The organism is Kribbella sp. NPDC004138 (genome assembly GCF_053603655.1).
Window position 1 is genome coordinate 56,173 of sequence record NZ_JBSGFZ010000013.1, and the last position, 11,723, is coordinate 67,895.

Consider the following 11,723-nt stretch of genomic DNA (forward strand, 5'->3'; position numbering starts at 1 on the left):
GTTTGGAGGCTTGTGGGGTCGTTGCTTCCGGGGAGGGAGGACCTGGCTGCGATGGTGCGGCAGCCGCGGCGCGATCTTGTTGCGGGGGTGACCGTGGCGATTGTTGCGCTTCCGCTGGCGCTCGGGTTTGGGATCTCGTCCGGGTTGGGGGCGGCTGCGGGTCTGACGACGGCCGTGGTGGCTGGGGCGGTGGCTGCTGCGTTTGGTGGGTCCGGTCTGCAGGTGTCGGGACCTACCGGCGCGATGACCGTGGTGCTGGTGCCGATCATGCATGCACACGGGGCGAGCGGGGTGCTGACGGTTGGGCTGATGGCCGGGCTGATCCTGGTCGGTCTGGCGATTGCCAAGGCCGGGCGCTACATGGCCTTTGTTCCCGCGTCGGTGGTTGAAGGGTTCACGCTCGGCATCGCGTGTGTCATCGGGTTGCAGCAGCTGCCGGCCGCGCTGGGTGTTGCGACGCCACATGGTGACCAGGTCGCCGTGGTGGCCGCTCGCGCGGTCGCGTCGTTCGCGGCACACCCGCACTGGGTGGCCGCAGCGATCGCGATCGGTGTCGCGGTGATCATTCTGGTCGGCGCCCGGATCCGGCCGACGGTTCCGTTGTCGATCGTCGCGGTTGTGGCAGTAACGGTCATCGCGGAGGTCGCCGGTCTGGATGTCGCGCGGATCGGCAGCTTGCCGGACGGCCTTGCCGCACCGTCGCTGTCGTTCCTCGATTTGTCGGCGCTCGGGTCGCTCGCCGGGGCAGCGGTTGCAGTCGCGGCGCTGGCGGCGCTGGAGTCACTGCTGTCGGCGGCGGTCGCCGACGGAATGGGCGTGAACCACAAACATGACCCGGACCGCGAACTGTTCGGCCAGGGACTGGCCAACCTGGCCGCACCACTGTTCGGGGGTGTACCCGCCACCGGCGCGATCGCCCGGACCGCCGTCAATGTCCGCTCCGGAGCAGGCTCGCGCTTGGCCGCGCTCGTCCACGCCGCGCTCCTCGCGGCGATCGTCTACACCGCGGCGCCGCTGGTCGCACGGATCCCGCTCGCGGCGCTGGCCGGGGTGCTGCTGGCCACCTCGATCCGTATGGTCGAAGTCGGCTCGATCCGGGCAATGGCGCGCGCGACACGATCCGACGCCGTCGTACTGACTCTGACTGCTGTCGCGACCCTCGCCCTGGACCTGGTCAAGGCTGTCCTGCTCGGACTCGTCGTCGCCGGCGCGCTCGCGTTGCGAGCGGTCGCGCGCAGCGCCCGCCTGCGGAAGATGCCTCTTCATCCGGATCTGCCTGGTGACCACACCGTCGAGGAACGTGCCCTGCTGGACGAGCACATCGTTGCCTACCGCATCGATGGGCCGCTGCTGTTCGCCGCGCACCGGTTCCTGCTCGAACTGTCCGAGGTCGCGCACGTCTCCGTCGTCATCTTGCGTATGTCAGCGGTCAGCGCGATCGACGCGAGCGGTGCGCTCGTGCTCAAAGACGCCATCGAGAAACTCCAGCGTCGCGGCATCACGGTTCTGATGTCCGGAATCCGCGCCGGTCACCATCGCACGCTGGACGCGCTCGAGGTGATCCACGACCTGTACGCGGCAGGCCGGGTCTTCGCCAGCACGCCCGAGGCGATCCAGGCTGCCCGCTCACATCTCCACCACACCGGCGTCCTGCAGACCGCCGGCACCTCAGACGCCCCGACGTCGCCCACCACCCCAGACACCCACCAAGCGCCCTGACACTGACCCGCCGGCGAGCCGGCGTCAGCGCGGTAAGCAGTTGGGGCGGTAGACCGCCGGGGTGGCGTTAGGGCGGTAGGTCGGCGGGGTGCGCGTCAGGCGGTGAGTTGGACCTTCTTCACGTCGGACGGCGGGAACCTCGGCGGTCTGGGTGGGTTGTCGCGCTGGCATCAGACTCGCGGGGGCGGTTGTTGTGGGGACAGGTGGGTGTTGATTCGGTTGAGGAGGGTGAAGAGCTGGGTGCGTTCCTCGGTGGTCAGGGGTGCGGTGATGTGGGCGTTGACGGTTGTGAGGATGCGGTCCAGCTCCATAAGGCGGTCTTGGCCGGCGGGCGTCAGGGTGATGACGTTGCGGCGTTTGTCGGCGGGGTCGGGGGTGCGGCGGATCCAGCCGCCGGCTTCGAGTTCGTTGAGGACCGCTACCAGGTCGCTCTTGTAGACGCGGGCGCGACCGGCGACGGCGGCCTGGCTCGCGGGGCCGAACTCGTCTAGTGCGGCCAGTACCACGAAGTGGTCCTTGTGTGCGCCCACGGCGCGGAGCGCGTCCGCCGCGACGCGTTGGGTCTGGCCCGCGGTCATCCCGAGCAGGCGTGACAGCTGCACCTTGAGGCGCTCCGGCGTTTCGTCGCCGTGGTCGAAACGCAGCTCACCCGGCTCCATGAGAGCCAGCATACGCCGCTTGCGTTAGTCGGACTAACGATCTATATTCATTGGCACAGCCAACGTTAGACAGACTAATCATTCAGGAGTCCGCCATGACCGACCTGCAAGAACTCATCGACCGCACCGAACTGGCCGACCTGGTCGCCCGCCACAGCCTGTGGATCGACGAGCACCGGTACGACGAGAGCGACCGCCTGTTCACCCAAGACGTCGTCGTCAGGTCCCGCCGCGGCGAGGCCAAGGGCGTCGAGGCGATCATCGCCATGGCGCGAGCGCGTCACGACGACTACGTCCGCACTCTGCACAACAAGTCGAACCTGGTGATCGAGGTCGACGGCGACACCGCGACTGTGCGCGCGCACGACACCGCGGTCTACGTCCTCGACGACAACACCGAGGCGATCGCAGCCGCCGTGCACCTGTACAGCGCGCGCCGTACCGAGGAGGGCTGGCGGTTCGACGGGCTCGAGGTGCGCCCGGTCGCACTGACTGCAGCGCTCGAGCGTGCGCTCTAGGAGCGAGGCCTGTGGCTGGTCGGCCCGCCAGAGGCCGACCAGCCACAGGGATCAGGAGGGCGAGATGCCGAGGGTGTAGGCGCCGCGGCTTCCGTACGTCGAGTAGCCCGTGTTCAACGGGTCGCCGTAGCCCACGTTGTCGATCCGCAGGTAGTACCTACCCGGCTGCAAGCTGCCGCTAACACTCGCGCCGAGCCCCGTCGGCGTACCGGCGTCGCTCTGCCCGGATGCCGGGTCGTTCGAGGCAACGATCGCGCCGGCGCTGTCCAGCAGGTCCAGCTTGATGTCGAGGTTGCCACCGCTCGGAGCGGCGCTCGCCGTCGCGGTGTAGTTGCCGGCAGCACTGACATCGAAACCGTAGACGTCAGTGTCCTCCTCGGCCGCGATGACCCCCGGCACCGGCGGACCGCCGGTCAGCGCGGCGGCGTCGCCGATGGTGTCACCGGCTTCGTCCGCGCGCAGTGCGAGTCCGTGCGAGCCGACGACCGCGAAGTCGTCTTCCGCGTTGTTCGCGTCGGCGTACTCGCCCTTGCTCCATTGGCTGATGCCGCGGTAGTACCCCACGCCCATGATCGGCGCCCACGCGCCGTGGCCCTGGTAGTACCCGACCGTCGACGTACCGTCGTGCGAGAGGCCGACGTTGTGGCCTGCCTCGTGCGACGCGGCCTCGGCGAGGTTCTTCGCGCCAGTGCCGACGCCCTTCGTGAACACCAGCGCCGGCTGGTAGTAGTCATGCTGGCTGGTGCTGTCGTACACGCCGACGTACGCGACCCCGCCGCAGCCACACCCAGACTGGTACCAGGTGTCCGGATCGATCAACACCCGCGTTCCGTACGCGAGGTCCGACGCGCCCGACCGGTCGATCGCGGACTGCGGCGGCTCCTGCGTCGTCACGTCCACGTCGAACGGCGCGTAGTCCTCGGCGACACGAGCCCAGACCTCGTGGACGACGTCCTGCTCGGCGGTGCTCCAACCGGCCACCGGGGTGATGTCGAAGGAGCCTTCTGCGCGGCCGGCAGGCCGGGCTCGCGGAAGAACAGTTTGCTGTCGGCATCGAGCCACGCGGTCTGGTCGGTGGCAAGGATCTGCCGCAACTGGTCCGTGCGCCGGTGCGGCGGATTCTGTTCACTACGGGTTCCTCCTCACGTCCCCCCGGGTGGGCGGATCCCCCCGAACAAGACCCCGGGGCCGTCGATCTCGGTGGGATCGGCGGCCCCGGGGTGGCCAGAGGGTGTCAGCCCGCCGTGACGCGGACGGTGTAGGCGCCGCGGCTGCCGTACGTCGAGTAGCCGGTGTTCAGCGGGTTGCCGTATCCGGTGTTCTCGATCCGCAGGTAGTAGCGGCCGGCCGCGACCTGGCGGTTGATGCTCGCGCTCAGCCCGGTCGGTGTGGCCGAGTTGGACTGTCCGGCCGCCGGGTCCGCGGTGGCGACGACGCCGCCCGACGAGTTCAGCAGCTGGAGCTTGATGTCCAGGTCCGCGCCGGACGCGGCCGCCGACGCGGCGAACGTGAAGGTGCCGGTCGCGAGGTCGATCCGGAAGGTGTCGACGTCGGAGTCGTTGGCGTAGACGCCCTTCACGCTCGTGCCGAGCGTGAGCGCGGTGGCGTCACCGGTGCCGTTGCCGTGGTCGTCGCCCCGCAGCGCCAGCCCGTTCTGGCCGATCACCGCGAAGTCGTCTTCCTTGTTGTTGGCGCCGGAGTACTCGCCCTTGCTCCACTGGCTGATCGCCTTCGAGTAGCCGACGCCCATGATCGGCGCCCAGGCGCCGTGACCGGCGTAGTACCCGACGGACGAGGTGCCGTCGTGCGAGAGGCCGACGTTGTGCCCTGCCTCGTGCGAGGCGGCCTCGGCGATGTTCTTCGCGCCGGTACCGACGCCCTTGGTGAAGACCAGAGCGGGCTGGTAGTACGAGTGGTTGCTGGTGTTGTCGTACACACCGACGTACGCGACGCCGCCGCACCCGCAGCCCGACTGGTACCAGGTGGTCGGGTCGATCAGCACGCGCGTCCCGTACTGCTGGTCGGACGAACCGCTCCGCGTGATCGCGGACGCGGCCGGCTCCTGCGTGGTCACGTCGACGTCGAACGGCGCGTAGTCCTCGGCGATCCGCGCCCAGACGTCCCGGACGACGTCCTGCTCGGCCGTGCTCCAGTTGCTCGTGTTGCCGTCGGTGTCGTACGGCGTGACGTTGACGGTGGCCGGCTTGCCGCCGGTGTTCCACGCCGTACCGGTGATGGTGTGGCCGTCGAAGTCCAGGTAGATGACCCTGTTCGACCCCGGCTTGCTGTGCAACTCGAAGGCCGGACCGGTCGCACCGGCGACGGCGCGGGTCGCCCAGCGCGGCGACGGCGCGGCAGCGGCCTTCAGCTCGCTCCTGGTGGCGACCGGCTCGCGGTAGAACAGCTTGCCGCCACGGTCGAGCCAAGCGGTCCGGTCAGTCGCCAGGATCTGCCGGAGGTGGTCTGTGGACAACTTGTTCTGCGCGGCGATCTCGGTGAGCCGGGACTGGACGCGGCCGAGCGCGGCCTTGCCCTGCAGCTCCTGGCCGAGCAGCTGGTCGATCGGGAGCGGAGCGGGCTGCTGGGCGTCGGCCTGGTTGCCGAGCGCGACGGCCAGGGATCCGAAAACGACGGCGCCGGCACAGGCGAGACCTGCGATCCGGCGCGATCTGGGGCGGGGGCTGTTGGGCATGGGGGCGGGAACTCCTCAGGTACTCCGGCGTGCCTCACTTGACATTCTCACGAGCGGTGTACGCGAACGCACTGAGCGTAGCCTGCCGGATGGTCCCCGCCGCTGTATAGATTCGTCTCGGGATTTAACGTCGACTTGGGAGGGTTCGATGCGGTTCATGATGGTGTTCAAGGCCAACGACGCGTCCGAGGCCGGGCAGCCTCCGACCGAGGAGGGCCTGACCGCGATGGGTCTGGTGATGGCCGAGATGGCGGAGAAGGGCGTCCTGCTCGCGGGCGACGGGCTGCTGCCGAGCTCGCACGGCTTCCGGTTGCAGCTCGACGAGGGCAAGCGCCGGGTGGTCGACGGGCCGTTCGCCGAGACCAAGGAGCTGATCGCCGGGTTCTGCCTGATCGAGGTGGCGTCCCGCGAGGAGGCGGTGGAGTGGGGCTGGCGCTGTATCGCAGCGGACGCGACCGCCGGCGGCAATCCCGAGACGTCCGGGTTGCTGGAGATCCGGCCGGTTGCCACCGCCGAGTTCTTCGGTGACAACTACACAGACGAGGCACAGGACCGCAACGACCACACGTTCCAGAAGGCCGCCGAGAACCTTCAGAACAGCAGCACCTGACGGATCGACGTACCGGCGGCGAGATCGTCGAAGGCCTGGTTGAGGTCGTCGAGTCCAACGGTCGCGGTCAGCAGCCGGTCGACGGGTAGCAGGCCGGCTCGGTACAGGGCGACGTACCGCGGGATGTCGCGGGACGGCACGGACGAACCGAGGTACGAGCCCTTCACCGTGCGCTCTTCCGCGACCAGGCTGACCGCGGGCACGGTGAAGGCCTGCGACGGGTGCGGCAGGCCGACCGTGATCGTGGTGCCGCCGCGGCGGGTGACGGCGTACGCCTGCTCGAGCACCTTCGCGCTGCCGACGGTCTCGAACGCGTACTCCGCGCCGCCCGCCGTCGCCTCCCGCACCTGGTCGACAGCGTCGGGGGCGCGGGCGTCCACCACCGCGGTCGCGCCGAGCTCCTGCGCGAGCTGGAGTTTGGCGGGGACGACGTCCACGGCGACGATCGGGTGCGCTCCGGCGAGGACGGCGCCGAGGAGCGCGGACAGGCCGACGCCGCCGAGACCGAAGACTGCGGTACTGCGGCCCGCGCGGACCTGGGCGGTGTTGACCACCGCGCCGACGCCGGTCATGACCGCGCAGCCGAAGAGGGCCGCGATTTCCGGCGGAAGAGTTGGATCGATCTTCACGGCCGAATGCGCCGAGATCACCGCATGATCCGCAAACCCGGACACCCCGAGATGGTGGTGCAGCTCCCCGGGACGGTCGGTCGTGGTGAGGCGGCGCGTGCCGGTGAGGAGGGTGCCGGTGGTGTTCGCGGCGGCACCCGGTTCACACAAGGCGGGGCGGCCCTCGGCGCAGGGCGCGCAGTTGCCGCAGGCGGGGACGAACGCGCAGACCACGACATCGCCCGGCGCGAACCCGGGAGCCTCGGAGTGCACGACCTCGCCGGTCGCCTCGTGGCCGAGAAGCATCGGCATCACCCGTGGGCGTGAGCCGTCGATCACCGACAGGTCCGAGTGACACAGCCCGGCCGCGCGGATCCGGATCAGCAACTCCCCCGGCCCCGGCGGCGCGAGTTCGACGTCTTCCACCCGCAGCGGCCGCGACGCGGCGTACGGCGCCGGCCGGCCCATCTCCCGCAGGACGGCGCCGCGCACGATCATCGCGTGATCCCTTCGAGGGCCGCGCGGATCCCGTCCGGGACCGGGATCGGGCGACGGTCGTGCCGCCCGACGAACACGTGCACGAACCGGCCGGTCGCGGCCGGCTCGTCAGCATCCTCACGGAACAAGGCGATCTCGTACCGCACGCTGGAGGTGCCGAGCTGCCCGCACCGCAACCCGGCGTCGACGACACCGGGGAACTCGAGCGGCTGCTTGAACGTGCACTGCGAGTCCACGCACAACCCGATCACCTCGCCGCGGTGGATGTCGAGCCCACCGCGGCGGATCAGGAAGTCGTTGATGACCGTGTCGAAGAAGCTGTAGTACTCGACGTTGTTGACGTGCCCGTAGACGTCGTTGTCCTTCCACCGCAGCGTGATCGCCAGGTGGTGCGGATACTCGCTGCGGCTCACGGCTTGCGGCCGACACCCACCCACAGGCTGCACATGACGTCGGTGAACTCGCCCTTGTCGACCATGCGCTGGGTCTCGGCGTCGGGATACCAGCGGAACGGCGACACGACGCCGGGCTCGATCAGCTCGGTGCCCTCGAAGAACTCGGTGACCTCTTCCTTGCTGCGCACCTGCGCGTCGCCGCCGTCGGCCTTGTAGACCACCATCGCCCGCTCCCACAGCTCCGGCGCGAAGTCCGGGGTGCAGTGCGAGAAGATCAGCAGCGAGCCGGGAGCGAGCGGCTCGACGAGCTGACGGACCAGGTCGTACGGCTTCAGGTGGTCCGGCAGGTAGTGGAAGACGCCGACGATGCTGAGCGCGACCGGCTTGCTGAAGTCGATCAGTTCCCGGACCTCGTCCGACTGCAGGATCGACTGCGGGTCGGTGACGTCGGCCTCGAGGTACGCCGTCCGGCCCTCCGGCGTGCTGACCAGCAGCGCGCGGGAGTGCGCGAGGACGATCGGGTCGTTGTCGGCGTACACCACGTGCGCCGACGGGACGATCTCCTGGACGACCTCGTGCAGGTTCGGCTCGGTCGGGATGCCGGTGCCGACGTCCAGGAACTGCGTGATGCCCTGCTCGGCGGCGTACTTCGCCGCGCGGTGCATCCACATCCGGTTCGACAGCGCGGCGGTGCGGAATCCGGGGAAGGCCTGCAGCAAGTGCTCGGCGGCCTGCCGGTCGATCGCGAAGTTGTCCTTCCCGCCCAGGAAGTAGTCGTACACCCGGGCGCCGTGCGGGCGGTCGAGCTTCAACTGCTCGTACATCCGCGGGTCGACGTCGGCATCCTGCGATTCAGTCATGAAAATCCCATCCGCGCTGCGGCTCAGAACTGAGGAGCCATCGTAGCCGGTACACAACGGACTGTGACACCGGCAGCACGACACTACCCCGCACCGGCCGCCTTGCCATCAGCTCCGGCGCGCCATCCCCTGGCCTTTACAGAGGATTGAATCGAACCTGGTCGGTACCGACGTGAGAGGGGCGGACATGAGCGGCGTGATCCAGGGGCGGCAGACCGCGGCGTACGACGGGGAGCTGGTCGTGTTCCTGATCGGGATGCGGGTGAACTCGGTGCGCAAGGTGCGGGAATGGGTGCCGGTGGCGCGGGCGATGGGGCCGATGTTGCGGGAGCTGAGCAACGACGAGGACAGTGGGTTGCTCGGGTTCCGTACGTTGCCGACGTGGCGTGGCGTCACGCTGATCCAGTACTGGGAGTCGGTTGAGAAGCTGGAGGCGTTCGCGAACGACTCCGGCCGGACGCACCGGCCCGCCTGGGTCGACTTTTTCCGCACCTCGTACCAGGGCGGGGCAGTCGGCATCTGGCACGAGACGTACGTCGTACCGGCCGGAAACACCGAGACGATCTACGGCAACATGCCGCTGCTCGGCCTCGGCCGCGCCCGCGGCGTCGAGCCGGTCGGCAAACGCGGCGACACCGCCGCCGAACGGCTGCGCCAGAGCGACTAGTTACAGTGCAAGCGTGCGGTTCATCCGGGATCTGGCGACGTTGCTTCGGCGGCGCGATTTCCGGCGGTTGTTCGCGGTTCGGCTGACGTCGCAGTGCGGCGACGGGGTGTTCCAGGTCGCGCTCGCGTCGTACGTGCTGTTCTCGCCGGAGCGGGCGCCCGACGCGGCGGCGATCGCCGGGCTGTTCGCGGTCTCGCTGCTGCCGTACTCGATCCTCGGCCCGTTCACCGGCGTACTCCTGGACCGGTGGTCGCGCCGCCAGATCCTGTTCGGCGCGAACCTGACCCGCGCCGCGCTGGTGATCGGCATCGGCGCGATCGTCGCGGCCGGTAACGCAGGCGCGTTGTTCTACCTGGCCGTCCTGCTCACGCTCGGCGTCAACCGCTTCCTGCTCTCCGGACTGTCCGCCGGCCTCCCGCACGTCGTCGACCGCGACGAGCTGGTGATGGCGAACGCGGTCACCCCGACGTCCGGTACGGCGGCCTTCCTGGTCGGCGGCGGGATCGGGGCCGGGGTGAAACTGCTGGTCGACTCGGACCTCGCCGTCCTCGGGCTGACGGTCCTCATCTACACAGCCGCCGCGCTGCTCGCCCTCCGGCTGCGGCGCGACCAGCTCGGCCCGGACCTGAGCGGCGACGAACCAGGCATCGTGGAAGCCCTCCGCAGCATCGCAGCCGGGCTTGTGGACGGCGGCCGGCATCTCCGCGAACGCCGGCAGGCCGCCCTCGGCCTCGCCGCGATCGGCTCGCTGCGCTTCTTCTTCGGGCTGCTGACGGTCGCGATGATCCTGCTGTACCGGAACTACTTCTACGGTCCCGGCCAGCTGGATCAAGCGTTCGGTGGACTCGCGATCGCGACCGGTGCGGTCGGCGCCGGCCTGTTCGTCGCCGCGCTCATCACGCCGTGGGGCACGCGGGTGATGATGGCGCTGCGCCGATGGATCACGCTGCTGTTCGCGGCCGCCGCGGTCGTGAGCGCCGTACCGATCGGGCTCTACACGCAGCCCGCGATGGTGATCGGCGGGTTCCTGCTCGGGATCTGCGCGCAGGGGATCAAGATCAGCGTCGACACCCTCGTCCAGACGGGTGTCGACGACGAGTACCGCGGTCGCGTGTTCTCGCTGTACGACATGATCTTCAACGTCGGGCAGGTCTCCGCGGCCGCGCTCGGCGCGGCGATCCTGCCCGACAGCGGGAAGTCGTACCTGGTGCTCGCGCTGGTCGTGGCCGGCTTCGCGATCACCGCGGTGCTGTACTCACGTGCCTCGCAGCGCGGTGATCGGCTGGATGGCGGAGGCCTTCCAGGCGGGATAGGTACCGGCGGCCAGGCCGATGAACGCACCCAGCAGGGGTGAACCGAACGCCAGCCGGTTGTCGAGGATCGGTGTCCAGTCCCGGACCCACGAGACGCCGACGGTCAGGATGACGCCGACCGCCGTGCCGAGCAGTCCGCCGAGGAAGCCGACGATCACACTCTCCACCAGGAACTGAACGGCGATATGTCGTCGCGCCGCGCCGAGGGCCCGGCGCAGGCCGATCTCCGAGATCCGCTCCAGCACCGACAGCAGCGTGACGTTGGCGATGCCGAGCCCTCCGACGAGCAGCGCGACCGCGCCGAGCAGCAGGAACAACGCGTTCAGGTCCGACTCGACCCCCTTCCGTACGGCGCCTTGTTTCGGCGGAGCGTCGACGGTCAGGGTGCTCGGGTTGTTCGGCTCGATCGCGATCGGGGCCTGCTCCGCGATCAGTTGCGCGGCGCCGACCGCCGTACGGATCTCGACCGCGTCCGGCGACTCGAGGTCGTACGCCTGGCGCGCAGTACCGTTCGGCATGATCACCGCGTCGTTCAGCTCGGCCCGGCCGCTGACCGAGTCGAGGATGCCGATCACCGTGTACGGCTCGTCGCCGATGAACACCGCCGGCTGCGAGTCGACCCGGTTGATGCCGAGCCGCTCCGCCGCGTGCTTGCCCAGGACAACCACCTTGTCGGCGCGCTGGTCGTGACCGTCGTCGAAGAACCGGCCGGTCTTGAGCACCGCGCGGACCGCGTCCCAGAGACCTGAGGATCCGGCCATCACCTGGAGGGCCTTCCCGGTACCGCCGTCCAGGCCGGTCACGTTCTGGACCAGGTCGTCGCCGATCTCCAGGTTGCTGACGGTACCGACCGCTTCCACGCCGTTCAGCCGCTTGATCCGGTCCGGCGCGTCCCACGGGAGCTGGGTCGCGGCCTCTCCTTCCTGTCCGCCCTTGTCGTCCGGTTGCACCACCACGCGGGTCGCAGCCGCCAGGTCGAACCGCTGCGTGATCTGCCCGGCGGCTGTCTGCCCGAGCCCGACCGTCCCCACCAGCGCGGCGACACCGAGCACGGTGCCGAGCGTGGTGAGGATCAGCCGGGTAGGCCGGGCGGCGACACCCGCGAGGGCCTCGTCGAGCAGATCCCGCACGGCCGGGCGGGATCTTCCCCGGGGGCGCGGCGAGGCAGTTCGGCTGCCGGACGC

12 protein-coding genes are annotated in these 11,723 nt (G+C 69.5%); 5 read left to right on the forward strand and 7 right to left on the reverse strand.

Going from position 1 to position 11,723, the window contains the following annotated elements:
- Nucleotides 1–12: 12 nt before the first annotated feature.
- On the forward strand, nucleotides 13–1,719 hold the full coding sequence (locus tag ACWEOO_RS19595; protein WP_452144188.1) for a SulP family inorganic anion transporter: 1,707 nt from the start codon (nucleotides 13–15) through the stop codon (nucleotides 1,717–1,719).
- Between the two features lie 170 nt (nucleotides 1,720–1,889).
- Here ACWEOO_RS19595 and ACWEOO_RS19600 read toward each other — a convergent pair whose 3' ends face one another.
- Nucleotides 1,890–2,378: a MarR family winged helix-turn-helix transcriptional regulator gene (locus tag ACWEOO_RS19600; RefSeq protein ID WP_452144189.1), complete on the reverse strand. Its 489-nt coding sequence runs from the start codon at nucleotides 2,376–2,378 to the stop codon at nucleotides 1,890–1,892.
- A 95-nt stretch (nucleotides 2,379–2,473) separates the two neighbouring features.
- Between ACWEOO_RS19600 and ACWEOO_RS19605 the strand changes: the two genes are divergently transcribed.
- On the forward strand, nucleotides 2,474–2,896 hold the full coding sequence (locus tag ACWEOO_RS19605; protein ID WP_452144190.1) for a nuclear transport factor 2 family protein: 423 nt from the start codon (nucleotides 2,474–2,476) through the stop codon (nucleotides 2,894–2,896).
- A gap of 51 nt (nucleotides 2,897–2,947) precedes the next feature.
- Here ACWEOO_RS19605 and ACWEOO_RS19610 read toward each other — a convergent pair whose 3' ends face one another.
- Nucleotides 2,948–3,877 (reverse strand): pre-peptidase C-terminal domain-containing protein, encoded by a 930-nt coding sequence (locus tag ACWEOO_RS19610; RefSeq protein ID WP_452144191.1) that lies wholly within the window; start codon nucleotides 3,875–3,877, stop codon nucleotides 2,948–2,950.
- 253 nt (nucleotides 3,878–4,130) lie between these two features.
- Nucleotides 4,131–5,588 carry a M12 family metallo-peptidase gene (locus ACWEOO_RS19615; protein WP_452144192.1) on the reverse strand — a complete coding sequence of 486 codons (1,458 nt, stop codon included), beginning with the start codon at nucleotides 5,586–5,588 and terminating at the stop codon, nucleotides 4,131–4,133.
- A 148-nt stretch (nucleotides 5,589–5,736) separates the two neighbouring features.
- On the opposite strand from ACWEOO_RS19615, the gene ACWEOO_RS19620 reads away from it, so the two are divergent.
- Nucleotides 5,737–6,198 (forward strand): YciI family protein, encoded by a 462-nt coding sequence (locus ACWEOO_RS19620; protein ID WP_452144193.1) that lies wholly within the window; start codon nucleotides 5,737–5,739, stop codon nucleotides 6,196–6,198.
- Here the strand turns inward: ACWEOO_RS19620 and ACWEOO_RS19625 are convergent.
- The 3 genes from ACWEOO_RS19625 to ACWEOO_RS19635 are packed head-to-tail and all read right to left on the reverse strand — an operon-like array spanning nucleotide 6,180 to nucleotide 8,559.
- The gene (locus ACWEOO_RS19625) at nucleotides 6,180–7,304 is read right to left on the reverse strand and encodes a zinc-dependent alcohol dehydrogenase family protein (RefSeq protein ID WP_452144194.1); all 1,125 of its coding nucleotides are present in this window, start codon (nucleotides 7,302–7,304) and stop codon (nucleotides 6,180–6,182) included. The genes ACWEOO_RS19620 and ACWEOO_RS19625 overlap by 19 nt on opposite strands.
- A complete protein-coding gene (locus ACWEOO_RS19630) occupies nucleotides 7,301–7,717 on the reverse strand; it encodes an acyl-CoA thioesterase (protein WP_363706537.1) in 417 nt (138 codons plus the stop codon). Before ACWEOO_RS19630 ends, ACWEOO_RS19625 begins: the two co-directional genes overlap by 4 nt.
- Nucleotides 7,714–8,559 carry an SAM-dependent methyltransferase gene (locus ACWEOO_RS19635; RefSeq protein ID WP_452144195.1) on the reverse strand — a complete coding sequence of 282 codons (846 nt, stop codon included), beginning with the start codon at nucleotides 8,557–8,559 and terminating at the stop codon, nucleotides 7,714–7,716. The genes ACWEOO_RS19630 and ACWEOO_RS19635 overlap by 4 nt, the downstream gene beginning before the upstream one ends.
- A 187-nt stretch (nucleotides 8,560–8,746) precedes the next feature.
- Here ACWEOO_RS19635 and ACWEOO_RS19640 point away from each other — a divergent pair, with 187 nt between their 5' ends.
- Nucleotides 8,747–9,226, forward strand: a complete 480-nt coding sequence (locus tag ACWEOO_RS19640; protein ID WP_452144196.1) for a DUF4188 domain-containing protein — start codon at nucleotides 8,747–8,749, stop codon at nucleotides 9,224–9,226.
- 13 nt (nucleotides 9,227–9,239) lie between these two features.
- Nucleotides 9,240–10,580: an MFS transporter gene (locus tag ACWEOO_RS19645; RefSeq protein WP_452144197.1), complete on the forward strand. Its 1,341-nt coding sequence runs from the start codon at nucleotides 9,240–9,242 to the stop codon at nucleotides 10,578–10,580.
- Here the strand turns inward: ACWEOO_RS19645 and ACWEOO_RS19650 are convergent.
- On the reverse strand, nucleotides 10,482–11,669 hold the full coding sequence (locus tag ACWEOO_RS19650; protein WP_452144198.1) for an ABC transporter permease: 1,188 nt from the start codon (nucleotides 11,667–11,669) through the stop codon (nucleotides 10,482–10,484). The two genes, ACWEOO_RS19645 and ACWEOO_RS19650, sit on opposite strands and share 99 nt — an antisense overlap.
- Between the last annotated feature and the right edge of the window lie 54 nt (nucleotides 11,670–11,723).

Excerpts from the sequence above, each read along its gene's own strand:
- ACWEOO_RS19600 (WP_452144189.1), bottom strand. The coding sequence starts at position 2,378 with ATGGAGCCGGGTGAGCTGCGTTTCGACCACGGCGACGAAACGCCGGAG.
- ACWEOO_RS19605 (WP_452144190.1), top strand. The coding sequence starts at position 2,474 with ATGACCGACCTGCAAGAACTCATCGACCGCACCGAACTGGCCGACCTG.
- ACWEOO_RS19615 (WP_452144192.1), bottom strand. The coding sequence starts at position 5,588 with ATGCCCAACAGCCCCCGCCCCAGATCGCGCCGGATCGCAGGTCTCGCC.
- ACWEOO_RS19620 (WP_452144193.1), top strand. The coding sequence starts at position 5,737 with ATGCGGTTCATGATGGTGTTCAAGGCCAACGACGCGTCCGAGGCCGGG.
- ACWEOO_RS19625 (WP_452144194.1), bottom strand. The coding sequence starts at position 7,304 with ATGATCGTGCGCGGCGCCGTCCTGCGGGAGATGGGCCGGCCGGCGCCG.
- ACWEOO_RS19635 (WP_452144195.1), bottom strand. The coding sequence starts at position 8,559 with ATGACTGAATCGCAGGATGCCGACGTCGACCCGCGGATGTACGAGCAG.
- ACWEOO_RS19640 (WP_452144196.1), top strand. The coding sequence starts at position 8,747 with ATGAGCGGCGTGATCCAGGGGCGGCAGACCGCGGCGTACGACGGGGAG.